The sequence below is a fragment of the Enterococcus sp. AZ120 genome (assembly GCF_050546165.1).
In the GTDB taxonomy this organism is placed as follows: domain Bacteria; phylum Bacillota; class Bacilli; order Lactobacillales; family Enterococcaceae; genus Enterococcus; species Enterococcus faecalis.
On record NZ_CP172950.1, the window covers coordinates 973,066 to 999,971 of the forward strand.

General features: G+C 36.6%; 26 protein-coding genes. 20 read left to right on the forward strand and 6 right to left on the reverse strand.

Annotated features, from left to right (window positions below; translation table 11 throughout):
* Nucleotides 1-26 precede the first annotated feature (26 nt).
* The 3 genes from IGJ46_RS04765 (at nucleotide 27) to IGJ46_RS04775 (ending at nucleotide 2,843) form a co-directional block, all read left to right on the forward strand.
* Nucleotides 27-833, forward strand: coding sequence for an MBL fold metallo-hydrolase (locus IGJ46_RS04765; protein WP_002357943.1), 807 nt, complete (start codon nucleotides 27-29; stop codon nucleotides 831-833).
* A gap of 210 nt (nucleotides 834-1,043) precedes the next feature.
* On the forward strand, nucleotides 1,044-1,958 hold the full coding sequence (locus IGJ46_RS04770) for a permease (protein WP_002357942.1): 915 nt from the start codon (nucleotides 1,044-1,046) through the stop codon (nucleotides 1,956-1,958).
* Between the two features lie 18 nt (nucleotides 1,959-1,976).
* Nucleotides 1,977-2,843, forward strand: a complete 867-nt coding sequence (locus tag IGJ46_RS04775; RefSeq protein WP_002357940.1) for a TIGR03943 family putative permease subunit — start codon at nucleotides 1,977-1,979, stop codon at nucleotides 2,841-2,843.
* A gap of 51 nt (nucleotides 2,844-2,894) precedes the next feature.
* Here the strand turns inward: IGJ46_RS04775 and IGJ46_RS04780 are convergent, their stop codons facing one another.
* Nucleotides 2,895-3,395 (reverse strand): threonine/serine exporter family protein, encoded by a 501-nt coding sequence (locus IGJ46_RS04780; protein WP_218391500.1) that lies wholly within the window; start codon nucleotides 3,393-3,395, stop codon nucleotides 2,895-2,897.
* Nucleotides 3,396-3,400: 5 nt separating this feature from the next.
* A complete protein-coding gene (locus tag IGJ46_RS04785) occupies nucleotides 3,401-4,153 on the reverse strand; it encodes a threonine/serine exporter family protein (RefSeq protein WP_002357938.1) in 753 nt (250 codons plus the stop codon).
* A 435-nt stretch (nucleotides 4,154-4,588) separates the two neighbouring features.
* Here IGJ46_RS04785 and ireB point away from each other — a divergent pair, with 435 nt between their 5' ends.
* The 4 genes from ireB to IGJ46_RS04805 all read left to right on the forward strand — a co-directional run bounded on the left by ireB (nucleotide 4,589) and on the right by IGJ46_RS04805 (nucleotide 6,968).
* Nucleotides 4,589-4,858 (forward strand): regulatory phosphoprotein IreB, encoded by a 270-nt coding sequence (gene ireB, locus IGJ46_RS04790; RefSeq protein WP_002357937.1) that lies wholly within the window; start codon nucleotides 4,589-4,591, stop codon nucleotides 4,856-4,858.
* The gene (gene ruvX / locus IGJ46_RS04795) at nucleotides 4,855-5,277 is read left to right on the forward strand and encodes a Holliday junction resolvase RuvX (RefSeq protein WP_002357936.1); all 423 of its coding nucleotides are present in this window, start codon (nucleotides 4,855-4,857) and stop codon (nucleotides 5,275-5,277) included. Before ireB ends, ruvX begins: the two co-directional genes overlap by 4 nt.
* 37 nt (nucleotides 5,278-5,314) lie before the next feature.
* Nucleotides 5,315-5,620: a DUF1292 domain-containing protein gene (locus IGJ46_RS04800; RefSeq protein WP_002357933.1), complete on the forward strand. Its 306-nt coding sequence runs from the start codon at nucleotides 5,315-5,317 to the stop codon at nucleotides 5,618-5,620.
* Between the two features lie 499 nt (nucleotides 5,621-6,119).
* Nucleotides 6,120-6,968, forward strand: coding sequence for a helix-turn-helix domain-containing protein (locus IGJ46_RS04805; RefSeq protein WP_002385984.1), 849 nt, complete (start codon nucleotides 6,120-6,122; stop codon nucleotides 6,966-6,968).
* Between the two features lie 71 nt (nucleotides 6,969-7,039).
* Here the strand turns inward: IGJ46_RS04805 and IGJ46_RS04810 are convergent, their stop codons facing one another.
* Nucleotides 7,040-8,209 (reverse strand): NAD(P)-dependent malic enzyme, encoded by a 1,170-nt coding sequence (locus IGJ46_RS04810; protein ID WP_131729480.1) that lies wholly within the window; start codon nucleotides 8,207-8,209, stop codon nucleotides 7,040-7,042.
* A 31-nt stretch (nucleotides 8,210-8,240) separates the two neighbouring features.
* Nucleotides 8,241-9,566 (reverse strand): 2-hydroxycarboxylate transporter family protein, encoded by a 1,326-nt coding sequence (locus IGJ46_RS04815; protein ID WP_002357930.1) that lies wholly within the window; start codon nucleotides 9,564-9,566, stop codon nucleotides 8,241-8,243.
* A gap of 147 nt (nucleotides 9,567-9,713) precedes the next feature.
* On the opposite strand from IGJ46_RS04815, the gene IGJ46_RS04820 reads away from it, so the two are divergent.
* From IGJ46_RS04820 to IGJ46_RS04830, 3 genes are all read left to right on the forward strand, one after another.
* Nucleotides 9,714-11,264 carry a Spo0B domain-containing protein gene (locus IGJ46_RS04820; RefSeq protein ID WP_002379345.1) on the forward strand — a complete coding sequence of 517 codons (1,551 nt, stop codon included), beginning with the start codon at nucleotides 9,714-9,716 and terminating at the stop codon, nucleotides 11,262-11,264.
* Complete coding sequence (locus IGJ46_RS04825) at nucleotides 11,245-11,937, forward strand: response regulator (protein ID WP_218391502.1); 693 nt, start codon at nucleotides 11,245-11,247, stop codon at nucleotides 11,935-11,937. Before IGJ46_RS04820 ends, IGJ46_RS04825 begins: the two co-directional genes overlap by 20 nt.
* 185 nt (nucleotides 11,938-12,122) lie before the next feature.
* Complete coding sequence (locus tag IGJ46_RS04830) at nucleotides 12,123-13,466, forward strand: NADH peroxidase (protein WP_002357926.1); 1,344 nt, start codon at nucleotides 12,123-12,125, stop codon at nucleotides 13,464-13,466.
* A 52-nt stretch (nucleotides 13,467-13,518) separates the two neighbouring features.
* On the opposite strand, the gene IGJ46_RS04835 is transcribed toward IGJ46_RS04830, so the two are convergent.
* Nucleotides 13,519-14,430: an LCP family protein gene (locus IGJ46_RS04835; protein ID WP_002404487.1), complete on the reverse strand. Its 912-nt coding sequence runs from the start codon at nucleotides 14,428-14,430 to the stop codon at nucleotides 13,519-13,521.
* A gap of 277 nt (nucleotides 14,431-14,707) precedes the next feature.
* On the opposite strand from IGJ46_RS04835, the gene alsS reads away from it, so the two are divergent.
* From alsS to IGJ46_RS04850, 3 genes are all read left to right on the forward strand, one after another.
* Entirely contained in the window at nucleotides 14,708-16,360 is a 1,653-nt protein-coding gene (alsS, locus tag IGJ46_RS04840) for an acetolactate synthase AlsS (protein ID WP_218391504.1), read from the forward strand.
* 11 nt (nucleotides 16,361-16,371) lie between these two features.
* Nucleotides 16,372-17,076 (forward strand): acetolactate decarboxylase, encoded by a 705-nt coding sequence (gene budA, locus IGJ46_RS04845; protein WP_002357922.1) that lies wholly within the window; start codon nucleotides 16,372-16,374, stop codon nucleotides 17,074-17,076.
* A gap of 157 nt (nucleotides 17,077-17,233) precedes the next feature.
* The gene (locus tag IGJ46_RS04850) at nucleotides 17,234-18,316 is read left to right on the forward strand and encodes a PA2928 family protein (protein WP_002357921.1); all 1,083 of its coding nucleotides are present in this window, start codon (nucleotides 17,234-17,236) and stop codon (nucleotides 18,314-18,316) included.
* Nucleotides 18,317-18,429: 113 nt separating this feature from the next.
* On the opposite strand, the gene IGJ46_RS04855 is transcribed toward IGJ46_RS04850, so the two are convergent.
* Nucleotides 18,430-19,191, reverse strand: a complete 762-nt coding sequence (locus IGJ46_RS04855) for a WxL domain-containing protein (protein ID WP_016615732.1) — start codon at nucleotides 19,189-19,191, stop codon at nucleotides 18,430-18,432.
* Nucleotides 19,192-19,421: 230 nt separating this feature from the next.
* On the opposite strand from IGJ46_RS04855, the gene IGJ46_RS04860 reads away from it, so the two are divergent.
* The 7 genes from IGJ46_RS04860 (at nucleotide 19,422) to IGJ46_RS04890 (ending at nucleotide 26,860) form a co-directional block, all read left to right on the forward strand.
* Nucleotides 19,422-19,802 (forward strand): hypothetical protein, encoded by a 381-nt coding sequence (locus IGJ46_RS04860; protein ID WP_002392180.1) that lies wholly within the window; start codon nucleotides 19,422-19,424, stop codon nucleotides 19,800-19,802.
* Between the two features lie 207 nt (nucleotides 19,803-20,009).
* A complete protein-coding gene (locus IGJ46_RS04865) occupies nucleotides 20,010-20,846 on the forward strand; it encodes an ABC transporter permease (RefSeq protein WP_002382189.1) in 837 nt (278 codons plus the stop codon).
* Nucleotides 20,839-21,618, forward strand: a complete 780-nt coding sequence (locus tag IGJ46_RS04870; RefSeq protein WP_002357916.1) for an ABC transporter permease — start codon at nucleotides 20,839-20,841, stop codon at nucleotides 21,616-21,618. The genes IGJ46_RS04865 and IGJ46_RS04870 overlap by 8 nt, the downstream gene beginning before the upstream one ends.
* Before the next feature lie 38 nt (nucleotides 21,619-21,656).
* A complete protein-coding gene (locus IGJ46_RS04875; RefSeq protein WP_002384674.1) occupies nucleotides 21,657-22,697 on the forward strand; it encodes an ABC transporter ATP-binding protein in 1,041 nt (346 codons plus the stop codon).
* A 26-nt stretch (nucleotides 22,698-22,723) separates the two neighbouring features.
* Nucleotides 22,724-23,788, forward strand: a complete 1,065-nt coding sequence (locus IGJ46_RS04880; protein WP_002357914.1) for an ABC transporter substrate-binding protein — start codon at nucleotides 22,724-22,726, stop codon at nucleotides 23,786-23,788.
* Nucleotides 23,764-25,548, forward strand: coding sequence for an adenine deaminase (locus IGJ46_RS04885; RefSeq protein WP_218391505.1), 1,785 nt, complete (start codon nucleotides 23,764-23,766; stop codon nucleotides 25,546-25,548). Before IGJ46_RS04880 ends, IGJ46_RS04885 begins: the two co-directional genes overlap by 25 nt.
* Nucleotides 25,532-26,860: an amidohydrolase gene (locus IGJ46_RS04890; protein ID WP_002403222.1), complete on the forward strand. Its 1,329-nt coding sequence runs from the start codon at nucleotides 25,532-25,534 to the stop codon at nucleotides 26,858-26,860. The genes IGJ46_RS04885 and IGJ46_RS04890 overlap by 17 nt, the downstream gene beginning before the upstream one ends.
* Nucleotides 26,861-26,906 lie beyond the last annotated feature (46 nt).

A 26,906-nucleotide genomic window follows, 5' to 3' on the forward strand; every position in this document is an offset into this window, starting at 1 on the left:
TGTAATGTAGAAGGGAAGAGTTTTAAATGGATTCAGAGTTTGCTTTTAATATCAGTGTTCTTGCCAGTGGCAGTACAGGCAATTCCCTTTTTATTGAAACCAACCAAAAGAAAGTATTAGTAGATGCGGGTTTAAGTGGCAAAAAAATCACTTCACTGTTAGCAGAAGTCAATCGCAAACCAGAAGATTTAGATGCGATTTTAGTTACACATGAACATCGGGATCACATTCACGGCGTTGGCGTGTTAGCGCGAAAATATAAGTTAGATGTCTATGCCAATGAAAAAACGTGGCAAGCGATGGATCCCATGATTGGCAAAGTCGATGTCGCTCAAAAACATATTTTTGAAATGGGCAAAGTTTTGACCTTGGGAGATATGGACATTGAAAGTTTTGGTGTCTCACATGATGCGATTGCGCCTCAATTTTATCGTTTTCATCGCAATAATCGTTCCTTTGTTGTTCTAACGGATACAGGTTATTGTAGCGATCATATTCGTGGTACGATTGAAAATGCAGATGCTTATTTAGTCGAAAGCAATCATGAAATTGAAATTTTGCGAGCAGGACCTTATCCATGGAGTCTTAAACAACGGATTTTAGGAGATAAAGGCCATTTATCCAATGATGATGGTGCTCTTGTGATGGCGGATGTGTTAGGTGATAAAACAAAACGCATTTATTTAGGTCATCTTAGCAAAGAAAATAATACGAAACTTCATGCGCGAATGGCAATGGAGTCTACTTTGAAGCAAAAGGATTTAGGCGTCGGTGAAGCATTTAAGGTATATGATACAGACCCCGATTCAGCCTCAGAGTTATTTCAAATTTAGAATAATGGTGGTTTATCAGTTTTTGAGCGTGGAGCAAAAATCCAAAGTGATTTTTGTCCCATGCTCATTTTTTGTTCTTTTATCCAGCTGGTTTGACAGAGACATCGGTGATAATACTTTTAAACTCTTAGTTAATTTTTTGACAAATACTTGTGTTTGTCTGGTGTTAGGAGTATAGTTAACTAGATTTTTACTAGTGGGAGGTCTATGATGTTTCAATTTTTACCAAACTCTGTTTTACAGATGAGCACTATTTTTCTTTCGATTATTATCGAAGCATTGCCTTTTGTCATGTTAGGTTGCTTGATTTCAGGCGCTTTACATGTTTTTTTAACACCAGAACGAGTAAAAAAAGTGTTACCTAAAAATAAATTTTTATCAATTTGTGTAGGGAGTTTCCTAGGGTTTTTCTTCCCTTCTTGTGAATGCGGGATCGTCCCAATTGTGCATCAATTTGTTAAAAAAGATGTACCAACACATACCGCTTTTGCTTTTATGTTAACGGCACCAATCATTAATCCAATTGTGCTATTCTCAACATACGTAGCCTTTAGTGGCGCAACAAAATTTGTGATTTGGCGAGTTTTAGGCAGTATGATTGTCGCGTGGGTTATCGGCATTTGGTTAGCTTATTTTCGAAAAGAATCAATTTTAACAGAAAAAGAGTTGGCGCAGATTAAAGAAGAGCAGGTTGCTCATACGCATGAACACGTTGATGAAGCTCGTTCATTTTGGAAAAACGGCTGGTCAGCGTTAACCCATAGTATTGATGAATTTTTTGATACGGGTCGTTATTTAATTTTTGGTTCCTTGTTGGCAGCAATCATGCAAACCTATATTCCAACTGGTGCACTTATGCAACTGGGCCATTCAAAGATTTTAGCGATTCTAGTCATGCTAGTCATCGCTGCTACTTTATCACTTTGTTCAGAAGCAGATGCATTTATTGGTTCTTCTCTTTTGAGTTTGTTTGGCACAGGACCAATTGTCGCCTTCTTAGTTTTTGGTCCAATGGTAGATATTAAAAATTTATTGATGATGAAACGTTATTTTAAGATGTCATTCATTGTACAATTTGTTTTGATAGTGGCGCTTGTCGTAACTATTTATGCGGCAGTAGTTTAGAAAGGAGGCCTACAATCGATGATACGATTTATTATTTTAATTGGATATATGGGGTTGATGATGTATCTTCAAATTTCAGGTGAACTGAACCAATATATCAATATTCATTATAATTACTTAGCTGTTTTATCAATGGTTTTAGCTTTTATTATGGCGATTGTCCAATTGATTTTGTGGAACCAAGCAGATCCATCAATGCAAAAAAAACATGAAGACATGCACCAACATGGGGGACATGAACATCATGGCCATCAGCATAATTTGGAAAAACCCAGCCAAAGAGGGCTTGCCTATTTACTACTTTCTTTACCGTTGATTGTTGGCTTATTATTTCCGACAGTTAGTTTAGACACAACAATTGTTGAAGCAAAAGGATTTAACTTTCCAGTAAGTAAAGAATCAGTAGGGGATCCTGATATGCAAACGCAATATTTGAAACCTGATACAAGTATGTATTTCAATAAGACGGATTATGACAAGCAGATGGCAAAAGCCATGAAACAATATGATGGCCAATCTGTGATTTCAATTACGGATGAAAACTATTTGGAAATTATGGAACTAATCTATAATTATCCAAGTCAATTTGCAGGGAAAAGGATTTCTTATAAAGGCTTTGTCTATAATTCAAAACGAGAAGAAAGTGTTGACCAGTTTGTCTTCCGTTTTGGGATTATTCATTGTGTCGCTGATTCTGGCGTTTTTGGCTTGTTGGTTCATTTTCCTGAACATACTCAATTTCAAAACAATGATTGGGTAACGATTACCGGCACGGTTGAGTTATCCTATTATCCACCGTTTAAACGGCAAATACCAACTGTGCAAGTGGAGAAAGTCAAAGCAGATCAAGCACCAAAAAATCAATATGTCTATCGTTCCTTTTAAAAAAAGTTGGTTGCTTCCTTATCAAATGGCAGCAACCAACTTTTTTGCTATCTATTTTTTAATTTTGTTGCGCTTACGACGAATAAAACCCAAAGATTCTCTTTTTTCTCGAAAGCTGCGGATATTCTGATTGAAAACCTCAGAAGCGACTAAGCCTAACGCAATTGCCCCAGCAATCATTACAGCTTGCACGGTAAAATAGGCGCCTTTTTCATAATTGCCAATTACGATATTCCGAACAGCTTGATAAGCTAAGCCACCAGGTACCAATGGAACAATACCAGGAATATTAAAAATCGTGACAGGCATTTTCAATATTTTTGAGAATAGGTAGCTTACTGCCGCAACACCGACAGCACCGATAAGGGAACCTAATGCTGCATTTCCATTAAAAACTTCAACGATTACCCAATAAAGCATCCAGCTCACACTACCAGTTAGACCACAAGCCACCAGTGATCGTCGAGGAACATTAATAATAATCGCAAACGCCGCAGAAGCTAAAAAACTAAAGATAAATTGTACCAAAACGATTCCTAGCAAGTAAGTCACTCCTTTTAATAGAAAAGTTGAAAGACAAAAGCAATGCCAAAACCAATCATTCCTGAAGTCATTAATGCTTCAGTCCCACGAGAAACACCCGATAAGTAGTGTCCAGCTAGCAAATCGCGAAGAGCATTGGTAATTTGCACACCAGGCACTAAAGGCATGACACAACCAATGATGATTAAATCTTGTGATTGTCCGAGTCCCAATTTGACTGAAAGAATAGCGGCTGCACCAATGAACAGCGAAGCTAAAAATTCAGATAAAAATTTAATCTTGAGAAACTTTAAACTAAAATAATAAAGACTATAGCCGCAACCACCAATCAGAAAAGTCAAGAATAAATCGGACCAGACACCACCAAAAAGAATCATAATTGTAGCGCTGACAACGGCCGCACTAACAATGCGTGCGCTAATTGGAAAATGTCGGTGTTCACTATCTATCACTTTTAGTTTATTCAGTAATTCCTCTAAAGAAAAATCACCAGCCACATAAGCACGAGACAGCTGATTCACACGAGAGATTTTTTCTAAATCAATACCACGTTTCATTACTTGAACCATACGAATCGTGGAGGTTCCATCTATGCCAACAAATAACCCGGTTTGTGTCACATAGCTAACCATTCGATAGTTGCCAGAAGCAAGCGCAATTCGGCTCATTGTATCTTCAACACGGTACATTTCTGCATCGCTTTCTATCATAATTTTACCAGCTAACAAACAGGTTTCTAAAAGTAAATCCAAATGAGCAGGAGTCATTGAGCAAGCCTCACTTTATGTATTTTCTTCTAGTGTACTACAAACGAACCAAAAAGAGGAAATAAATAACAGCTGCAATCGAAAATTTACATCGTAAACAGATTGTTAGCGAATTGTAACATTAAAAGGCTGATATTATTTAATCATAGATATTTAAAAGTTTTTAAAAGAAAAACGTCGATTTTTTCGCAAAATGAATTGGAGGGAAAGGTGATATTCTGGCGATTTAGCAGAGTTTTATTCTTGTTTTATAAAGTTGTGTATTTGTTTTTATAATTTTAAAATTATCGATGGCTGTCATTTTTTTACGAAGCCTTTATTAATAAAAGACTAAGAAATAACAAAAAAGAGAGAAGGAGAAGAAATTTTGTTTGTAGTTTCGGTTCTTTTCTAGTAAAATGAAATTGTATAAAAGTAGAAGTGAGGTGTAGTAAAATGGGTTTTACAGACGAAACAGTACGCTTTGATTTTGATGATAATCGAAAAAAAGCAATCAGTGAAACGTTAGAAACCGTATATCGGGCATTAGAAGAAAAGGGATACAATCCTATTAACCAAATAGTAGGGTATTTACTTTCTGGGGACCCGGCTTACATTCCTCGTTATCAAGATGCTCGAAACTTAATTCGTCGTCATGAACGTGATGAAATCATGGAAGAATTAACCAAATATTACTTAGCGAACCACGGAATCGATATCAAATGAGGATTATGGGGCTAGATGTAGGTTCACGGACAGTCGGTGTGGCTGTTAGTGATTTATTAGGTTGGACAGCACAAGGCATCGAAATTATTCGCATCAATGAAGAGGAAGAGAACTTCGGTTTTGAGCGATTAGGTGAATTGGTGAAAGAATACGAAGTCACGAAATTTGTCGTAGGTTTACCGAAAAACATGAATAATTCCATCGGTCCTAGAGCTGAAGCCTCCATGGCATATGGTGATAAGATTCAAGAATTATTTCAATTACCTGTTGACTATCAAGATGAACGATTAACAACTGTCCAAGCAGAGCGTTTCTTGGTGGAGCAAGCAGATGCTTCAAGAGCCAAAAGAAAAAAAGTGATTGATAAACTAGCGGCAGTAATGATTCTACAAAATTATTTAGATGCACATAGCCGATAATTATCGAGCTTTGAATACATCAAGGGAGAGAAGAAGAATGACAGAACATAACCACGATCATGATCACGAAGGACATGAACACATTACTTTAGTAGACGAACAAGGAAATGAAACATTATACGAGATCTTACTAACTGTTGACGGTCAAGAAGAATTCGGTAAAAATTATGTTTTATTATATCCAGCAGGAATTCCTGAGGATGAAGATGTTGAATTGCAAGCTTACTCATATGTGGAAAACGCAGAAGGTACAGAAGGCGATTTACAGCAAATCGAAACAGACGCTGAATGGGATATGATTGAAGAAGTTTTCAATACATTCATGGCTGAAGAAGAAGAGTAAAACTGTAACGAGAGAAGCGCTACTTCTCCTATTGAGAAGTAGCTTTCTTAATAATAATTGTTATAATGTACATGTTGTTTCTATCATAAGATACTATCACTATCATTGAGTGTGATGGATAAAGAAGGACAGCATTGTCTAGTTTTACAAGATGTTGTAAAAACGTAACATCCTTGTAATGACGTTAATTTAGTAACTATCTAGCATAATTTATAATTTGTGTTATACTAAGTGTGAGGTTTTAGAAATACTGTTAATTTTATAATATTAAATAAAAAAATGGCTCCACCTACTGGCATAGGTAGAGCCGTCAGAAATTCAGTTAAACAAACACGTAATTATTGGTGTGGTGCATTGCCACGAACTGAAATTCCAGTTAATAAAGCAAGTAAATCAAACATATATTTCACCTCCTTTATTATGATAGCTTCATTATAACATTATCTGTAAAATGATGGTATGTTTAATACAAAAAAATAGAAAGATTGGAGTTTTGACTGTGAGAGTAGCGGGAGAAAAAATCAAAACAGCGCGTAAAAAGAAAAAATTATCGCAAGCTGAATTGGCAAAAGGAATTTGTACACAAGCAACAATTAGTAACATTGAAAACAAAAATGTGTGTGACAGTTTAGACATTTTCTCATCTGTATGTCTACGTTTAGACTTACAAGTAGAAGAATGTATCGAAGGTTCTAGTGAGAAAAAACTCGAAAGCTTATTAAATAAAGTAGAAGAATTATGCTTTTACTTTAAGCACGATGAAGCCTATGATTTGTTGAAAGACTATCCAGATGATATCGAAAGTTCAAACAGAATTTTAGAAACAAAATTTTTCTATTATAAAGGAATTACGAGTTTATTAGGTAAGAAAAATAATAGCGAAGCATTGTTCTATTTACATCGTGGTTCTGAAATTAGTCGTGATATTAATATTTATAATATTTTGAGTATGAATGCGATCGGTATTTTATATGAATTAGAAGATGATATTGAAAAAGCAAAAGTTTATTACGATAAATCTTTACAATTGCTAAGCGAATTCAAATTAGATTATCCATTAGAGCAATGCCGTATTTATTATAATACCGCAAAATTCTATTCATTAATTAAAGACTATGCAAAGAGTATTGAATTAAGTGATAAAGGAATCGAAATTAATCGGACGCACAGTTCTATTTACTCTTTAGATTGCTTATTATACGAAAAAGCGTTTAATAAACAAATGCTAGGACTAGATGCTGTTGAAGATTATCGTATTGCGTACTACTTTACACGTTTCTTTGAAAATAAAAAATTACTTACTTATATTGAAAAAGATATGCAAGAGTTTAATATCAGTTTTAAATAATAAATTATTGTTTCAGATTTTAAAAAGAACAACCTAACTCAAGAGGAGTTAGGTTGTTCTTTTTTCTCTTTTTAATTTGTTTCTTTGACAGCGTTACGGACGCTTTCGGCGACGACTTTTGCGACTCCTTCTTGGAATGGATCGGGAATAATATTGGTCGGCGTGAGTTCATTATCGGGAATCAATTTTGCAATACCTTTGGCAGCGGCAATTTGCATTTCAATCGTAATCTTTTTCGCCCGAGCATCTAAGGCACCGCGGAAGATACCAGGGAAGGCCAACACATTATTAATTTGATTCGGAAAGTCACTACGACCAGTTCCGACAATATAAGCGCCTGCCGCTAAAGCTTCATCAGGAAAAATTTCAGGAACTGGGTTAGCCATTGCAAAAATAACTGGCTGCTCATTCATCTGTTGAATCCACTCAGGTTTTAAAACACCTGGTGCCGAAACACCAACAAAGACATCAGCGCCTTCAAGAGCAGTAGCTAAATCACCGGTACGGTGTTCCCGATTGGTTAGCTTCGCAATTTCTGCGTGGTGTGGTGGCAGAGCTGTATCTGTTTCGCTCAGAATCCCTGTACGGTCAACAATGATAATATGTTTTACACCAGCAGCTAAAAATTTTCTTGTGATCGAAAGACCAGCGGAGCCACCGCCGTTGATTACCACATGAATGTCCTCTATTTTCTTGTTGATTAATTTTAAGCTGTTGTACAAAGCCGCTAGAACAACAATCGCTGTCCCGTGTTGATCATCATGGAAAACGGGAATATCTAGTTCATCGATTAAACGCTCTTCAATTTCAAAACAACGAGGAGCGCTGATATCTTCCAAGTTAATTCCCCCAAAGGTTGGAGCCAAAAATTTCACCGTTTGAATAATTTCTTCGGTATCTTGTGTATCTAAAACAAGGGGAATCGAATCCACACCAGCAAAGCGTTTAAACAATGCAGCTTTTCCTTCCATGACAGGCATCGCTGCTTCAGGACCAATGTTACCTAAACCTAAAACTGCTGAACCATCACTAATAACGGCGACGGTGTTTTTCTTTGTCGTTAATTCGTAAGCGCGTTCTTTTTTTTCATGTATGGCAGAAGAAACAGCCGCAACACCTGGTGTGTAGGCAATTCCTAAATCTGCTTTTGTTTCAATCGGAACTTTAGGGCAGACTTCTAATTTCCCCCCAAATTTTTTTGCTTGCTCAATCGCTAATTCTTTTACATCTTTTGTTGACATATCATTTTCCTCCTAAATAATTCACTTATAGTTAAAAAAGCATTCTAAAAATAGCAGTCATTGTTATTACTGTAATGGCACCGCCTAAACGTGTCGCAACTTGTGCAAACGGCATTAAGTTCATTCGATTGGCTGTACTTAAAATAGCCACATCGCCAGTCCCACCCATACCACTCTGGCAAGCGGAGACAATGGCAGCCTCAACGGGATTCATATTCATGAAGCGTGAAACGAAAAATCCTGTAGCAATAACAGTGAAAACGACACTAATTACCACAACAAAATATTGCCAGCTAAGCATTCCTACGACATCTTTTAAAGGAATATATAACATACCTAAGCCGACCATTAACGGGAACGTAAAATTGCCAGAGATAAATTTATAAAGCTGTTTTGATCCGCGTTGGGTTTCTTTCGGTACTACGTTTAAGTATTTTAAAAAGGCTGCGACAACAATCATCAAAACAGGACCAGGAAAGCCTGTTAAGTGTTGTAATAAACCGCCTGTAATAAATAAGGTACACGCAATTAAAACACCAGCGCCCATTAATTTTACATCAATTGGTGCTTTGTCTTCTTCTAAAGCATCACTTAAATCATCTGAATTGGTAATTTTAATCAACTGACCTTGTCCAGAAAGTTCAGGGCGTTTTTCTCCTAAACGACTAAGTAAACCAGAACACATAATAGCAAAAAAATTACCAATAATGGTTGCGGGAATTAATTGCCCCACTAATTGTTCACTTGGCAATCCAGTAATGGCACTATAACCAAGGGATAAAGGAAGAATGCCTTCACCGATTCCACCAGCTAAAACAGGAGTGACGATATAGAAAAGGCTATGTTTCCAACCGAGACCTAACAGTGTTCCAACAAGGGTCCCAACGCCCATTGCTAAAATCATTCCTAATGCCATCGGGACAATCATGCGCATTAAACCTTGGACTAAAATTTTGCGGTTCATTCCAAGGATACTTCCACAGACCAAACATGCAATATAGAAATAGAGAAAGTTTGCTTGTTTCATTAAAATATCTGTTGAGTCTAAGACATTTTGGTTGAGTAAATTGAAAAAGACCATAATTGATGGTACTAATAAAGATAAAATTGCGGGACCGCCAAAATGTTTCAAAATAGGAATATTTCCACCAATTGTTCCAAGTAACCAACCCATTGTTAAAATTACGGCAAAACCACCTAACATATTGACTGGTAGTTGTTCTAATAGAGCCGTAACAAGAATAATGCTAGCTGTTACAAGATAAACAGGTAACGTAACCGAACCAATCCTCGTTTTGGTTAATTTGTTGCGCCAATCTGTTTCATTAGCAGCTGTTGCGTGCAATTTCTTTTCCATGCTATTTCCTCCTATAACTTTAATCTATATTCATCATAATGTAAACGTTTTCTCTGGAGTAGATTATTTAATTAATTTAACTAAAGAAAAGTTTTTTAACCAAATCTTCCTATGCTATACTTTATTTGAAGAGAAAAGAGGGATGGAATGAAGCGTGGCGGGAAATTATGGTGCTTCTTATCAGTGATTTTTATTGCAACATTAATTATTATGATTACTTTCTTTTACGGAGTAACGACGGTTCAAACAATTAAAGAAGTTCGTAAAAACCAAGAGCAAGCACTTTTAGCCGTCGGGGAACAGTTGGCTATTGAACCGAATGTTATTGAAGCCTTAAAGAATGATCACTATTCAGATGAATTGGAAGCGTATACGGTTCGTTTAGGTGAAATCCATCAGTTGGATTTTATCGTGATTATGAATATGCAAGGGATTCGTTTAACACATCCTGATCGCCAAAAAATAGGTAAGCATTTTGAAGGTGGCGATGAAGTGCGAGCATTAAAAGGGGAGGAACATTTGTCTGTTAGTCAAGGGAGTTTAGGAGAATCATTACGAGGTTTTGTCCCAGTCTATGATCAAGGAAAACAAATTGGGGTTGTGGCAATGGGCATTAAAATGACCTCGCTTTCACAATTGATTGAACGAACAAAAAATGATTACACAGTGAGTGTCCTTTTAAGTGTTGGTTTTGGCTTTATATTAGCCATCGTGGTTTCTTATTATTTAAAAAAACAACTTCACGATTTAGAGCCAAGAGAAATTGCTCGTCTATTAGAAGAGCGAAACGCCATGCTTGAGGAAACGAAAGACGCAATCCTTGTGATTGATACCGATCAAAATATTTTATTAGCAAATATTGAGGCGACTAAAATGTATCATAATATAACAAATAGTGAAGAAAATTTACTAGGAAAGAAACTTTCAGCATTGGTTTTATCTCCTGAAAAATTAGTCGTACATTCAAAAACAGAGCAATTCTATCGTCAAAATGGCCAGGATTATTTCGTCTCAATCGCCCCGATTAATGTCCGTAAAAAAACAATTGGGCATGTTATCTTTCTGAAAAATGCGACGGAAACGTTTATTGTCGCAGAACAGCTTGTCAGCACAACAACATATGCTTCGGCATTACAAAGTCAATCACACGAATTTATGAATAAGATGCATGTCATTTATGGCTTAGTCGATTTAGAAGATTATGAGGCGCTAAAACATTATCTAGCCGATTTATTGAAACCAGAAAAGGAATTTGCACAGCGCTTAGCTATTTTGGTCAGAAATCCTATTCTAGCAGGTTTTTTAAGTGGGGAAAGAATCAAGTTTGCAGAAATTAAAACACAATTAGCTATTGAAATTTATCCAGAAATTCCACCAAATAAACGAGATGAAGATACGCAAAATTTGATTGCTATCTACCGTTATATTCATCGTTTCCTGATGGAGCAAACGTTGCCAGAAGAGATCATTGAAACCATTGATTATCAGCCAGGAAGTTTGACGACGACTTATTCGTTTGCTTATCCAAAAGAACAACTGGAACGCTTTGAGCAAGAGTTTTTCACTTCTTATTTGGCAAGATTATTAGAGAATGCGGAAGCGACATTGACTTGGGAAAACCAACAAAACAATTGGCTTGTCCTTCGCATAAATGTTCATTACGAAGGAGCAGAGGAAAATGAACCTATTGATTATTGAAGACGATCCTATGGTTGCATATATACATCAAAAATATCTTGAAAAATTAATTCACCAACCGACTATTTTTACGGCGGCAACAATTGCTGAAGGTCTACAACTAACGAAAGAAAAACAACCAGCACTTGTTTTATTAGATGTTCATTTAAAAGATGGCAATGGCTTGACCTATCTGGCAACAATTAGAGATGAAAAAATTGATACAGAAGTTATCCTGATTACGGCTGCCAATGAGTTGGAAAATGTTAAACGAAGCTTACATTTAGGCGTTTTAGACTATTTAGTTAAACCCTTTTCTTTTGAGCGATTTCAACAAAGTATCGAAAACTATCAGAAAAAAACTGCTCAATTCACGCTGGAAACGAAGGAGCTTTCGCAAACAAAAGTGGACCAATTATTTCATTATTCACAGACAAACGCACGTAAAAATGAACAAGATCTTCAAAACATGTCCTTAGAAAAAGGACTAACACAAGCAACATTACAATTATTGTTAAAAAAAATAGACGAATTTACCGACTATTTTACGATTCAAGAATTATCAGAAGCGAGTCAGCTTTCACATGTTTCTGTTCGTAAATATGTGTTGTTTCTAGAAAAAAATAACCTTTTAGAAAGTAAAAATAGCTATTTAAAAGTGGGGCGTCCCTATCAATCGTATCGGAGAATTTAGTATTTTTTATTTTTTAGTAAATAAAAAAAGTAATTGAAAAGTGGCGAAATACAGAGGATACTCCTTTTTATTCTCATTTAAAGAACTTAATTGAGAATGGAAAAGAGGATATTATTTGTTATTTTTTGAGAATATATGATATTCTTTATTATGTAAGAAATAATATTATATGGGAGGAACGAGCGATGAAAGTTATTGTTTTAGGATCATCACATGGAGGTTATGAAGCGGTAGAGGAATTACTAAATCTTCATCCTGATGCAGAAATTCAATGGTATGAGAAAGGTGATTTTATCTCATTCTTGTCTTGTGGCATGCAGTTGTACCTAGAAGGAAAAGTGAAAGATGTTAATTCTGTTCGCTATATGACTGGCGAAAAAATGGAGAGTCGTGGTGTGAATGTCTTTTCTAATACTGAAATTACAGCGATTCAACCAAAAGAACATCAAGTGACAGTGAAAGATTTAGTGTCAGGTGAAGAACGTGTTGAAAATTATGATAAATTAATCATCAGTCCCGGAGCTGTCCCATTTGAATTAGATATTCCAGGTAAAGATTTGGATAATATTTACTTGATGCGTGGTCGTCAATGGGCCATTAAATTAAAACAAAAAACAGTAGATCCAGAAGTCAATAATGTGGTTGTGATTGGTAGTGGTTATATTGGGATTGAAGCTGCCGAAGCATTTGCAAAAGCCGGCAAAAAGGTTACTGTTATTGACATTTTAGATCGTCCATTAGGGGTATATCTAGATAAAGAATTTACAGATGTTTTAACAGAAGAGATGGAAGCTAATAATATTACCATTGCAACTGGTGAAACAGTTGAACGTTACGAAGGCGACGGTCGTGTGCAAAAAGTCGTTACAGATAAAAATGCGTACGATGCTGATTTGGTCGTTGTAGCGGTTGGTGTCCGTCCAAACACTGCTTGGTTAAAAGGTACCTTGGAATTACATCCGAATGGCCTAATCAAGACGGATGAATACATGCGGACAAGTGAGCCGGATGTATTTGCAGTAGGAGATGCTACGTTAATTAAATACAATCCTGCAGACACAGAAGTAAATATTGCCTTAGCAACGAATGCTCGTAAACAAGGTCGCTTTGCTGTGAAAAACCTAGAGGAACCAGTTAAACCTTTCCCTGGTGTTCAAGGATCTTCTGGCTTGGCCGTCTTTGATTATAAATTTGCTTCAACAGGGATTAACGAAGTCATGGCTCAAAAATTAGGAAAAGAAACAAAAGCGGTGACAGTAGTAGAAGACTACTTGATGGACTTCAATCCAGACAAACAAAAAGCTTGGTTTAAATTAGTGTATGATCCTGAAACAACACAAATTTTAGGCGCTCAATTAATGTCGAAAGCAGATTTAACTGCAAACATTAATGCTATTTCATTAGCGATTCAAGCCAAAATGACAATTGAAGACTTAGCCTATGCGGATTTCTTCTTCCAACCAGCGTTTGACAAACCTTGGAATATTATTAATACAGCGGCTTTAGAAGCGGTGAAACAAGAACGTTAATAGAAGAGAAAATAAAACCCATGAGTATTTATAGTACTCGTGGGTTTTATTTTTATTTTGTATTCAATTGATTTTTCAACTCTTGTTGGACACGATTTAATTCTTGTTCATCCACACGTTGGTAGGAAACACCATCTTGCATAAAACCAGTACCTTGAAGTTGGTCTTGTTTCACTTTACCAAAGGCACTGCGATAGTCTAAGGCAATTTTTTTCATGTCATCAAAACTTAAATCTGTCTTCATATTATCAGAAACAGCTGTTAAAATTTCTTGATAGTTGCTTACGCTGTTAAGACTTAAGACTTTTTGGACGATGCCTTCAATCACTTTTCTTTGACGTTCTTGGCGGCCGTAGTCACCATTAGGATCTTCGTAACGCATTCTTGAATAGGAGAGTGCTTGTTCACCATCCAATGAAATTTTACCAATCGTAAAATCATACCCGTCTTGAGAAAAAGTCAGATTATTGTTCACTTCGATTCCGCCAACCGCGTTGACTAATTCTTTTAAACCAGCCATATTAATTGAAACATAATGATTAATAGGTATGTTTAAATAGTTTTCAACTGTGTCCATTGCTAAAGATGCGCCACCAAAAGCATAGGCGTGATTCAATTTATCTTGTTTTCCTTGACCTGGAATATCAACATAGGTATCGCGAGCAAGACTGACTAAGGTTGTTTGCTTGTCACGAGGATTAACTGTTGCAACAATTGTTGTATCCGAACGACCTTGCTCGACACGCCCATCATCGCCTGTATCAATCCCTAATAATAAAACAGAAAAAGGCTCCTTATTGTTTAAATTGACCTGACTTTTTTTAGATCGTTCTACTGTTTCATAGGTTTTATCCATTGATTTAGAAACATCCCAATAAAGTTTTGCTCCCATTCCAACAACTGCAAGAAATAGAACCAAGATAATTCCAAAGATAATGGCAAAAATTTTCTTCCCTTTTGACATATTTTTCCTCCAATAATTTATCACAGGTTGTGATTTTTTTCTTATAGGTTAATCTTACTAATTTTTAGTGAAGAAGTATATAATAATTGTTGAAAGACTATAAAACTTTAAGGTATTTTGCATTATTTTTGCTTAATCTTTTGAAATATCTCAATTCTATTAAAATATGCGAATTAGTATATTACACGTTTTCAAGGTGTTTCATTGTTGATTAATTAGAATTTTAGTGGTATTTTTGTATTTGTAATTAGTACAGATTTTAATTGGAGGTATAACAGTGAGTAAAAAAGGATCAGATATCATAGTAGAAAGTTTAATCAATCACGAAGTGCCCTATATTTTTGGGATTCCCGGTGCAAAAATTGATGGGGTTTTTGATGCATTAGTTGACAAAGGTCCAGAATTAATTTTAGCTCGACATGAACAAAACGCTGCCTTTATGGCACAAGGGATTGGTCGTTTGACGGGAGAGCCTGGCTTAGTTATTGCAACTAGTGGACCTGGTGCCAGCAATTTAGCAACTGGGTTAGTAACTGCGACTGCAGAAGGGGACCCTGTTTTAGCATTGGCTGGACAGGTGAAACGGTCCGATTTGTCAAAATTAACTCACCAAAGCATGAATAATGCTGCATTATTTAGTCCAATAACAAAATTCAGTACAGAAATTCAAGATCCAGAAACATTATCTGAAAATATTGCCAATGCTTACCGTATCGCCAAAACAGCGAAAAAAGGCGCAACATTCTTATCGATCCCACAAGATGTCACAGATAGTCCGGTGACAGGCGAAGCAATTAAGCCTTTGTCGGCTCCGAAACTGGGCCATGCATCAGCAGAAACAATCGCAGCTTTAGCTGAACGAATCAAGCAAGCGAAATTACCTGTTTTACTTTTAGGAATGCGGGCCTCTGCACGAAAAGTTACCGCAGCCATTCGTGAATTGGTTGCTATAACTGGTTTGCCAGTCGTGGAAACGTTCCAAGGAGCAGGAATTATTTCAAAAGAATTAGAAGAACATTTCTTTGGGCGTGTTGGTTTATTTCGAAACCAACCTGGGGATCGTTTGTTAAAAAGAAGTGATTTAGTGATTGCGATTGGTTATGACCCCATTGAATATGAAGCACGTAATTGGAACGCAGAAAAAGATGCGCGCGTTATTGTTATTGATGAAGTTCAAATGGAAATTGATCAATATATGCAACCGGAAGAAGAGCTAATTGGTGATATGTCTAAAAATATTTTGAAATTATCAGAAGCATTTAGTGAACCAATATTAACAGAAGATGCGCAAGATTATTTAGAAACGCTTCAAGAAAAATTAACGATTAAAGAAGTAAAAACAAGTACAATTGAAAATCGATTACATCCATTAGAAATTGTTCAAACGCTTCAAGAAAAAATCACGAATGAAATGACAGTTACTGTTGATGTAGGGAGCCACTACATTTGGATGGCTCGCCACTTTAGAAGTTATGAACCGCGTCATTTATTATTTAGTAACGGTATGCAAACATTAGGTGTCGCTTTGCCTTGGGCAATCTCAGCTGCACTAGTTCGTCCAAATACACAAATTATCTCTGTTTCTGGGGACGGCGGTTTCCTATTTTCAGCGCAAGAATTAGAAACAGCGGTTCGGTTAAAGCAAAATATCGTGCATATTATTTGGAATGATGGTAGTTATGATATGGTTAAATTCCAAGAAGAAATGAAATATAATCGATCCTCTGGCGTAGATTTTGGTCCAGTTGATTTTGTGAAATATGCTGAAGCTTTTGGAGCCAAAGGGGTTCGAGTACATTCACAAGCAGAATTTGCCGCAGCTTTAGAAGAAGGAATGCAAACAGAAGGCCCAGTGATTATTGATGTTCCTGTGGATTATTCAGATAATCAAGAATTAGGTAAAACATTGTTACCAGATCAACTTTATTAGGAGATGGAAAAATGAGCGAACAATATGTTTATCAACATGGTACGCTAGGCGGTTTAATGGAAAGTTTGATGGCAGGAACGGCAGAAATTGGTACGTTACTCACGCAAGGTGATTTTGGAATTGGGACATTAGAAGGCTCAAATGGCGAAATTATTTTATTGGACGGTACATTGTATCATGCAAATCAAACTGGCGAAATTACTATTTTAGAAGGCGAAGAATTAACGCCATATGCCGCAGTTACTCGTTTTCAAGAAGATGGCGCATTCCCTGTATCAACAGAAACCGATGAAAATATTAAAGCACAAATTTTAGAAAAAATTAGTCCTAATTTTTTTGCGGCAATTAAAATTAGCGGTCTTTTTGCGAAGATGCATGTCCGTGTGGCACCTAAACAAGAAAAACCGTATCCACCATTTGTAGAAGCCGCACGCAATCAACCTGAATTTACAGCGGAGAATATTCAGGGAACAGTTGTAGGGTTCTTTACACCTAAATTATTTCATGGTGCTTCTGCCGCAGGGTTTCATTTGCACTTTATCAGTGAGGATCACCAATTTGGTGGGCACATTCTTGATTTTGGCATTAAACAAGGGACTGTTTCGTGGATGGAAACAGCAGAATTGCGGCAGCATTTTCCAGTTCATGATGCTGATTATCGGAATAAAGAAATTGATATTGCAAAAGCTTTGTCTGCAATTGAAGAAGCGGAATAACTGAATAACAAGGCACATTTCTCCACGCCCATTCAAGTTGACCTAGTTAGTCAACTTGAATGGGCTTATTGATGTTCGTCGCTTTTTGTTGTTATTTTTCAAAAAAAAATAGTATCCTTTTTATAATAAGCAAATAACAATTGGAAAGGATGGCGTAATGGACACACTTTATAGAAGTTGGCAATTATCTGGTTGGCTCTATCATGATATTTTTGTTATCATTGTAGCAATTATTTTTATAGTAATTAGTGGTATTTTGGTTATTTCCTTAATAAGAAGGCGGAGTACAAGGAGACTGGTTCCCTATGCGTTAATTTTATTGGTTTATCTTGCAGTGGTACATTTTGCTGGTTTGATATTTTTCGGAATGTTTCGTTCAGTAACGATTGAAGAGAAAAGTGCGACGTTTTATTCTGAAAAAACGAAAGGCTTAACTTCAATCGAGCGAATGATTATTCCAAATGGACGAACGAATGGCATTAGCACCAGTAACTCATTGTTCCAAGTGATTTCTGTTAATAGTCAGACGGGCGAACGAATGTGGAGTAAACGTTTAGGTTGGCGTGATTATTTAATTGGTCAAACAGATCAATATGTGGTTTTGAATAATGCTGATAACGAGGCCATTTACTTACTCGATACAAAAACAGGGAAAAAACAGTTTTCTGAAGCGGATTTAGTGAAGAAATTCCCTGAATTAAAAGACTATTTAAGCTCTGATTTCGTTGATTATCGTTTTATGGATAATCGCTATCTCTATATTTATGGATTAAACAATCGATATTATCAATTAGATTTGAAAAATTGGCAGTTAAAACAAGACCCAACTTTCAAAGAAGTCTTTCAAACACAAGAAGCGCCTAAATGGACGGTAGATTCAAATGAGAGTCAAATTGGTCAAGAGCTGTCATCGGAAGAGCGTACAACAGTGCAAGGAAAACTAGAAGAGCAACTAATAGCACCAGTTTTATTAGGCAAGAAAGATGAAGCAAATTATTATGTTCTGTCATACAAGAAAAGACAAAGTAATCAAGCGATAGTTGGCTTATACAATTGGCAGAAAAAAACATACGAGTGGCAAACACCGTTGCTTTTAACTAAAGAAAATGTACCTATTGAAGCTTTTCAAGTAGAGGATGCGTTATTCATTAAAGTCCCGCGTTATTTATACAAAATTAACCTGAATAATGGTAATCAAGAGTATCAGTTTGATTACCGTTGGGGCCAAGTGATTCGTTAAACGAAAAGTGGTAAAGCATGCTTAGACAAATAGAAGGAGCAAATAGTCCTTATGATATAAAAAAACGCTTAGAAGAGTAGTGATTCCGCTAGTTTTCTAAGCGTTTTTTTATTTTATGCAGGTCCAGAGATTAAATTCCAGATAATCGAACCTGTATATGCGCCAGGAAATAATTGTGAAACAGGGGTTTGGATTGCAAGAGAAATATCGGTCATGCGGCCGCTCCACATTCCTTGTCCTTTTCTATCACCAGCGTTACTCATTAAAGTCGCACCGTTACCGATAATAATTGGGTTGGTCGGGAAGTCGGGTGCAGCAGGATCTTCTGAAAAATCCAGTCCATACATTGTATTTGTCATAAAGAAACGCCTTAACGTTTTGTCATAGCGAGCATAGCCGCCTGTTAATTGAAACGTAATGATGCCTAGTAAAGAATGAGCTTCGTTTCGCATGTGTGGGATTTCAGCAGTGACATGCCAACCAGTTAAGGCTCCGCGAACATCCCCCATCCCGAAGTGTCTCATTGTATGAGTATTGCCTTCAGAAGGTCGTATAGGAACTGCCGTTAAATCACCAGAAATCGCTTGGGTTTCAAAAGTAAATTCTTTCGGAATAAAGAGCAAGTCAAAACTAGTGTTAGGATTTTCTAAATCAGGATAAATGGCATCGTCAACCGATTCATCACCAGGCAGCCCTCCAATTTCTAGTTCAACTGAAACGGGCGTTTTTCCAGAACGGGTGGCAAAAGAAACCGATGGGTCAAAACTAAAGAGACTGAATACTAGCAACAAGGCTGCAAGTGATTGATAAGTGAGTAGATTTTTTTGTTTCAAGAAAGTTCCTCCTTTAGGTGCTGATAATATAAGTATACGCAAAAGGAGCTGTTTTTATTTATCAGTAATTTACAGGGAATTCGAAAATATTGAGACAGATAGTGTTTAATATTAGTAGAGAAAGATGAGTCGACAATTTTTACTTGTTGATTCTGTCTTTTTTGAGCACAATTCGTTATATCAAGCATGCTAAAATATAAAAGAAATCATCAAGTATCACTAATCAAAATGGAGAGGAGGAGAAAACTTTGAGTAAGTGTTTCGGGTTGTTGATGATTTTATTTGTATTATCTGGCTGTTCAGGAAGTAGGAATTCGCAACAGGAAGTCGTTATAGAAAAGTCTGCTAATAATGACAAAGCAAGACAATTTGTTGATCAAAAAAATCCGCATTTAGGAACGCAATTAGAAGCAGAATCTTATACTAAACAGGAAGCGATTGAATTTTTACAAAATGGTTTAGGGATACCAACGAATGACTCGGCGTTTCATTATACGTTTAAGCAGTCAAATAAAGGAAGTTATGTTGTTCAAATTATATCTGAAAAGAATAGTGTCTCAAAAGAGAATGAATTGTTCGGATATTATCAGGTGTATCAAGATGGTATTATAGTGAAAATGATGGAAAAGGATCAAACGTTCCAAGAAAATTAAGTGATAAATAAAAAAGTTGACAAAAAACACAAACAGTCTTGTTTGTGTTTTTTTGTTTAATGTTCGTGTTTTATTTTTTAATAACCTTTTTCGAAAAAATATACGAACGTTCGGGTTTAAAAACGAACAAAAAGATGAAAATGTGTTGAAATATACGTTTTCCTTGCGTATACTGATGAAGTGAAAAAACGAACGAGGAGTGTACGAATGAACAAGAAAGTTCCTTATTTAATTGTGGCACCGGGGCTAGTACTATTATTATTTTTCTTAATGATTCCATTAATTACTAGCATTTTGCCAACCATTTTTACTGATCATGGCTTGACACTAAATCAGTATGTTACTTTTTTTAAAGATGACTATAATGTTTCAATTTTCTGGCGAACGATAAGAGTTTCGTTAATTGTGACGGGTATTTCAATCGTGTTGGGCATTCCAACGGCATACTTTATTGCTGGAGTTTCCAAAAAATGGCGTGGCTTTTTAATGGCTATGACCTTGTTTCCACTATTAACCAATTCAGTTATTCGAAGTTTTGCTTGGATTAACATTTTAGGAAAAAACGGTGTAGTGAATACGTTGTTATTAAAAACAGGCTTAATTGAGCAACCGCTGAATTTATTGTATACAGAATTTGCAATTATTATCGGTTCAGTGTATTTATTTTTACCAACAATGATTATGACATTAGTTGGGGTTATGGAAAACATTGAAGGAGAAATGCTAGAAGCGGCTGAGACGCTAGGCGCCAATCCAATGACGGCTTTTCGGAAAATTGTTTTACCTTTATCAATTCCAGGCACCATTGTAGGAAGTATATTAGTGTTTACAGGAACTTTAACGGCTTATACGACGCCACAGCTGTTAGGTGGTAACCAAAAAATGATGATGTCGACCTTCTTATATCAAAAGGCTAATACTTTAGGTGATTGGCAATCGGCGAGTGTTCTTGCATTTATTATGATTTTAACAACATTAATTGTGATGAAAGGCCTAGACATGGTCGCTAAGAAAGTAGATCGGAGAGAAGCAAATCATGCGTAAGCAAAAAGGACTATCTGTTATTGCAATTCTAGTTTTTCTGTTTTTATTTTTACCATTATGTTTGATTGTGGTGACTTCTTTTGGAACAGCCGCAGCGATTCAATTTCCGATTAAAGGATTTACTTTAGATTGGTACGCCAAAGCCTTACAATCGGAAACGTTTATGGACAGTTTTAAGTTAAGCTTGTTGATTGGGGTATTAGCGACTGTTTTAGCATTAATAGTAGGGATTCCGGCTTCCTATGCGCTGGCACGTTATTCCGTTCGCGGGCGCAACTTTATTAAAAGCTTTTTCTTATCCCCAACTGTGATTCCAGGAATTGTGGTCGGGTATACGTTATTTCAATATATTGTTATTAAATTAGGTTTGCCTGTCTTTCAAGGATTATTAATGGGGCATTTTTTAATTAGTTTGCCTTATATTATTCGAGTGGTTGGGTCAAGTATGGAACAACTAGATTATTCAATGGAAGAAGTAGCTTGGACATTAGGTTGTACAAGATTGCGAGCTTTTATTCAAATTGTTTTACCCAATGTGTCTTCAGGAATTTTTGCAGCCTTTATGTTAGCATTTGTCAATTCGTTTAACAATGTTCCTGTATCGATGTTTTTATCAGGTCCCGGTGTGACGATGCTGCCTACTTCTTTATTAAGTTATATGGAATACAATTATGATCCAACTGTTTCAGCAATTTCTGTATTGTTGATGCTACTAACAATGGGCTTAATGTTTTTAATTGAAAAAACGTTGGGACTAGCTTCCATTGCCTAAAACATGGAAGAAGCACGAGATAGAAAGAGGAGAAAATTTTGACTTTTGTGGATTTAAAAGATATTCGCGTCAGCTATGACGGAAAACAAGATATTTTAAAAGATTTAAATATTTCAATGGAAAAAGGAGAGTTAGTTTCTTTATTAGGACCGAGTGGTTGTGGTAAAACGACTACGTTAAGAGTGATTGCTGGATTAATTAAGCCAAACGACGGACAGTTTTTCGTTGACCAAGAAGAACTAACAAAGGTTCCTGTCCATAAAAGAAACTTCGGGATGGTTTTTCAAAGCTATGCGTTATTTCCCCATTTAACGATTGCAGAAAATGTCGCTTTTGGGTTGAAATTACGCAAAGAAAGCAAACAAACCATGGACCAAAAAGTCACGGAAATGCTAAAAGTATGTGGTTTAGAAAGCTTGGGCGACCGTTATCCAAAACAATTATCTGGTGGTCAAAGACAGCGGGTTGCGCTAGCACGTGCTCTGATTATTGAACCTAAACTATTACTACTAGATGAACCGTTGAGTAATTTAGATGCAAAATTGCGAGTGGCAATGCGGATTGAAATCAAACGGATTCAACAACAATTAGGCATTACGACAGTTTTTGTCACACATGACCAAGAAGAATGTTTTTCTATTTCAGATAAAGTGGCCATTATGAATAATGGCGTGATTGAACAATATGATTCACCAGAAACGATTTATCGTTTGCCTCGTACTAAGTTTGTCGCTGAATTTATCGGTTTTGAAAACTTTTTCTCTGTCGAAAAAATGGAAGCTGGTCATTATCGGACACAAACAAATCAAATAGTGAAAACGACTAATCCTGAACCAAATGTTACAACGACGGTGGCAACGATTCGTCCAGAGGACATTGAGATTGTTTCAGAAGCTGCTACTAATACTGTCGCAGGTACTGTCGCTGTCCGAACATTTTTAGGGAAAAGCTATCAATATGAAGTGGAAACAGCGTTAGGTACATTGCTGGTTAATGGAACAAGTGAACAGTTATATGAAACAAACGAAACCATTCACTTGGCTTTTCCAGCTGAGAAATTAGTTATTTTAGAAAAATAAAAACCATTTTGGAGGAAGATTTAAAAATGAAAAAACGCGTAATTTTAGGGACATTAGTCGCTGCAACGTTATTAATGACTGCTTGTGGAAACAGCGAAGCAACTACGAAAAGCGAGAGCAAAGGTGGAAGTAATGCTTTAGTCGTTTCAACTTTCGGATTAAGTGAAGATATTGTCAAAAAAGACATTATCGCTCCGTTTGAAAAAGAGAATGAAGCGAAAGTTACCTTAGAAGTAGGCAATAGCGCAGACCGCTTTACGAAATTAAAAAATAATCCCAATGCGGGAATTGATGTCATTGAATTAGCACAAGCAAATGCAGCACAAGGTGGAAAAGAAGGGTTATTTGAAAAAATTACAGAAAAAGAAGTACCTAATTTAAGTCAGTTAACGCCGGGAGCAAAAGAGGTTTTTGAAAGTGGTGCTGGCGTACCAATCGCTGTAAACAGTATCGGGATTGTTTACAACAAAGAAAAATTAGGCAAAGAAATTAAGAACTGGGATGACTTATGGTCAGCTGATTTGAAAGGTAAAATTTCTGTTCCAGACGTTGCCACGACGGCAGGTCCTTTAATGTTATACGTTGCCAGTGAACATGCTGGTCAAGATATTACAAAAGATAACGGGAAGGCCGCTTTTGAAGCGATGAAAGAATTAAAACCAAACGTTGTTAAAACGTATTCAAAATCGTCAGACTTAGCTAATATGTTCCAATCTGGTGAAATTGAAGCAGCTGTGGTTGCTGATTTTGCGGTTGATATTATTCAAGGCGCAGCAGAAAACGTGACGTATGTCGTCCCAGAAAGCGGCACGTATGCCAACTATAATACAGTCAATATTCCTAAAAAAGCACAAAACAAAGAAACCGCCTTTAAATTTGTTAACGCACGGATTAGTGAAGAATCACAAAAGGCCAAAGCGATTTCATTAAATGAAGGACCTACAAATCAACAAGTAACGTTAAGCGAAAAAGAAGCGAAAAATAAAACATATGGTGCCATTGCCGAACGTGCCAAAACAGTCGATTTTAATTTTATTAATAGTCAACTAGCGGATTGGATTGATCAATGGAATCGGACGATGAATCAATAGTTTTAGAAAAGAGGGACAAAATGAACGTCGATGTATTACTAAAAAATGTGTGGCTGTATCAAACAGTCACTCAAACATTCGTTCAACGAAATGTTGCGATTAAAAATGATAAATTTTATTACATTTATGAAGAAGAGAACGTCAATTTGCAGCCCAAAAAAACAATTAATGCCGAGAATCAATGGATGATTCCCGGCTTAATTGATGCACACATGCATATTGAAAGTTCCATGACGACACCTACTATTTTTTCCAAAGCAGTAGTGCGTTACGGTGTGACAACGGTGATTGCCGATGCCCATGAAATGGCTAACGTATTTGGCTTAGAAGGCTTAAAAGCTTTTATGGCCGCTGAAACAGAACTAGATATCTTTCACGCAATTCCTTCCTCGGTTCCTTCGACCACTCCCGAATTAGAAACAACTGGTGGGATTATCGGCTTAGCAGAAGTAGCAGAATTACTCAAAGAGCCAAAAGTGATTTGTTTAGGGGAAGCCATGAATTTTAAAGGGATTTCCTATGAGCCAGATTCTTTAATTCGTCAAATTATCGATTTGTGTCAAAAACAACGACCAACCATGCCTTTAGAAGGCCACTGTCCTAAAATCGAAGATCAAGAGTTAGCAGATTTTCTATATAGTGGTATCACTTCAGATCATACCCATCAATTTCCTAAAACGTTAAAAGAAAAAATTGAAGCGGGCGTCTTTATTCAATTTCAAAATAAATCAATCACTCCTGAAAACATTCAGGTGATAGTAGACAATGACTTCTACAATTATGCAAGTATTATCACGGATGACGTGATGGCTGATGATTTGCTAAAAGGTCATCTAAATGAAAATGTCAAAAAAGCCGTTCAAGCAGGGTTGCCTATCGAAAAAGCCATTTATATGGCAACTTATACGCCGGCCAAACGAATGGGTCTCCATGATCGTGGCGAAATTGCACCTGGTAAAAAAGCTGACTTTTTGTTATTAAATGACTTAGAAAGTTTTGATATTACTACGGTTTATAAATCTGGAAAGGTTGTTTTTGAAAAAGGCGAGCCCTTCCATTACCCAGAAAAAATCGAAGAGTTTCCAGCCACTTATCAACAAACCATCCAATGTAAAAAGTTAACAGAAGAAGATTTACTTTTAAAGGTGGCTACAACAAAAGAAACAGTTCGTTGTAATGTGATTCAAAAACAAGAAATTGGCACATTTACAGAGCGAATTACAAAAGAAATTCCTGTTGAAAATGGATTGTTGCAATGGCAAAAAGCCAACTGTGCCTTATTAATTGTGATGGAACGTTACGGAAAAAATGGTAATATTTCTTTTTCTTTAATGGATCAACCCCTTTCCGAGAAAGGAGCCATTGCGACAACCTGGGCCCATGATCATCATAATTTAATGGTGATGGGTAATACGATTGAGGATATTCTGTTAGCGCAGAATGAATTATTAGCGATGCAAGGCGGCTATTTGGTTGCTTCGGATCAGCAAGTGATGGCAACTTGTCCTTTACCAATTGGTGGGATTTTATCGCAAGCACCGATTGAACAATTAGGCGCTTCTTTACAAAAAGTTCGACAAGCTATGCAAGCGTTAGGCTATCAAAATATGAATGAAATCATGTCCTTTTCCACACTATCATTGCCTGTCTCGCCAGCCATTAAAGTGACAGATTTTGGGATGATGGATACGAAGTCACAACGTTTCTATCCATTAGTTTTTCCAGAGGATGGAGTTCTTTTGCATGAAAACACTCATTAAAAATGTGCATATACTAACAATGGATGAGCAATTTTCAGAAATCAAAGCCGGCTATTTAGTGATTGAAGAAGACACAATTGTGGAATTAGCACCAATGACCACACTTGATGAAAAGCGAATGGCTGCAAATCAAGTAATCGATGGTCAAAATGGAATTTTAATGCCTGGGATGATTAACACCCATACCCATGTAGGCATGATTCCGTTTCGTTCGTTAGGAGACGATGTGCCAGATCGACTCCGGCGTTTTCTTTTTCCATTAGAACAATTCATGACAAAAGAATTAGTAGGATGCAGTAGTGATTATGCAATTGCCGAAATGTTACTGAGTGGTATTACGAGCTTTTGTGATATGTATTATTTTGAAGATGAAATTGCTAAAAGTTGTGAAAAAATGAGTGTTCGTGCTTTGCTCGGAGAGACGATCATTGATATGCCCACTTGTGATAGTCCGGAGCCTTCAGGCGGTCTTTTTTACGCGGAAACCTTTATTCGCAAGTGGCAAGGCCATCCGTTGATTACGCCTATACTTGCGCCACATGCACCGAATACCAACTCACCAGAAGTGTTGGCAAAAATTATTGAACTTAGTCGGCGATACCAAGTTCCTGTGACCATGCACGTTGCTGAAATGACTTATGAAATGGCTGAGTTTGAAAAAGCCTATCAAAAAACACCAATTGCTTTCTTAGAAGAACTGGGTTATTTGAGCGAGCCGTTTATTTTAGCGCATTGTATTTTGGCAACAGATGAAGATCTTGCGAGTTTAGCTGCGACTAATGGAAAAGCGCGTGTCGCTCATTGTATCGGTGCGAATACTAAATCAGCCAAAGGCGTAGCGCCGATTAAGCAAATGCTTGATCAAGGGATTATTGTCGGTTTAGGCACGGATGGACCTAGTAGTGGGAATACATTAGATTTATTCACCCAAATGCGTATGGTTGCGAATTTTCATAAGACAGCACACCAAGATCGCTCTTTGTTTCCTGCTAAAGAAATTGTTTATCTGGCAACGATGGGGGGCGCTAAAACGTTAGGCTTGGCGGAGCAAGTCGGCTCATTGGAAGTGGGCAAAAAAGCGGATATAACATTAATTGAAACGCAATCAGTTAATATGTTTCCGATTTTTGATGCCTATTCAGCGTTGGTTTATTCAGCAAATGCTAGCAATGTTGAAGCTGTTTGGGTGAACGGTCAACAGTTAGTTGCCAATAAAGAATTACAACAAGCTAATCTCAAAGAAATCAAGGAAAAATTATATCAGGCCATGAATACGTTTGTGAAAGAAGCTAAAAAAAGAGCTGCTCTCTAAACAGAACAAGTAGGACGTATCGGATTGATTAAATAACGCTGGATTG

Bases quoted from the DNA above. Each gene is read 5' to 3' on its own strand.
- IGJ46_RS04765 (WP_002357943.1), top strand. From the start codon at position 27: ATGGATTCAGAGTTTGCTTTTAATATCAGTGTTCTTGCCAGTGGCAGT.
- IGJ46_RS04770 (WP_002357942.1), top strand. From the start codon at position 1,044: ATGTTTCAATTTTTACCAAACTCTGTTTTACAGATGAGCACTATTTTT.
- IGJ46_RS04775 (WP_002357940.1), top strand. From the start codon at position 1,977: ATGATACGATTTATTATTTTAATTGGATATATGGGGTTGATGATGTAT.
- IGJ46_RS04785 (WP_002357938.1), bottom strand. From the start codon at position 4,153: ATGACTCCTGCTCATTTGGATTTACTTTTAGAAACCTGTTTGTTAGCT.
- ireB (WP_002357937.1), top strand. From the start codon at position 4,589: ATGGGTTTTACAGACGAAACAGTACGCTTTGATTTTGATGATAATCGA.
- ruvX (WP_002357936.1), top strand. From the start codon at position 4,855: ATGAGGATTATGGGGCTAGATGTAGGTTCACGGACAGTCGGTGTGGCT.
- IGJ46_RS04800 (WP_002357933.1), top strand. From the start codon at position 5,315: ATGACAGAACATAACCACGATCATGATCACGAAGGACATGAACACATT.
- IGJ46_RS04810 (WP_131729480.1), bottom strand. From the start codon at position 8,209: ATGTCAACAAAAGATGTAAAAGAATTAGCGATTGAGCAAGCAAAAAAA.
- IGJ46_RS04815 (WP_002357930.1), bottom strand. From the start codon at position 9,566: ATGGAAAAGAAATTGCACGCAACAGCTGCTAATGAAACAGATTGGCGC.
- IGJ46_RS04820 (WP_002379345.1), top strand. From the start codon at position 9,714: ATGAAGCGTGGCGGGAAATTATGGTGCTTCTTATCAGTGATTTTTATT.
- IGJ46_RS04825 (WP_218391502.1), top strand. From the start codon at position 11,245: ATGAACCTATTGATTATTGAAGACGATCCTATGGTTGCATATATACAT.
- IGJ46_RS04830 (WP_002357926.1), top strand. From the start codon at position 12,123: ATGAAAGTTATTGTTTTAGGATCATCACATGGAGGTTATGAAGCGGTA.
- IGJ46_RS04835 (WP_002404487.1), bottom strand. From the start codon at position 14,430: ATGTCAAAAGGGAAGAAAATTTTTGCCATTATCTTTGGAATTATCTTG.
- budA (WP_002357922.1), top strand. From the start codon at position 16,372: ATGAGCGAACAATATGTTTATCAACATGGTACGCTAGGCGGTTTAATG.
- IGJ46_RS04850 (WP_002357921.1), top strand. From the start codon at position 17,234: ATGGACACACTTTATAGAAGTTGGCAATTATCTGGTTGGCTCTATCAT.
- IGJ46_RS04860 (WP_002392180.1), top strand. From the start codon at position 19,422: ATGATTTTATTTGTATTATCTGGCTGTTCAGGAAGTAGGAATTCGCAA.
- IGJ46_RS04865 (WP_002382189.1), top strand. From the start codon at position 20,010: ATGAACAAGAAAGTTCCTTATTTAATTGTGGCACCGGGGCTAGTACTA.
- IGJ46_RS04870 (WP_002357916.1), top strand. From the start codon at position 20,839: ATGCGTAAGCAAAAAGGACTATCTGTTATTGCAATTCTAGTTTTTCTG.
- IGJ46_RS04880 (WP_002357914.1), top strand. From the start codon at position 22,724: ATGAAAAAACGCGTAATTTTAGGGACATTAGTCGCTGCAACGTTATTA.
- IGJ46_RS04885 (WP_218391505.1), top strand. From the start codon at position 23,764: ATGGAATCGGACGATGAATCAATAGTTTTAGAAAAGAGGGACAAAATG.
- IGJ46_RS04890 (WP_002403222.1), top strand. From the start codon at position 25,532: ATGAAAACACTCATTAAAAATGTGCATATACTAACAATGGATGAGCAA.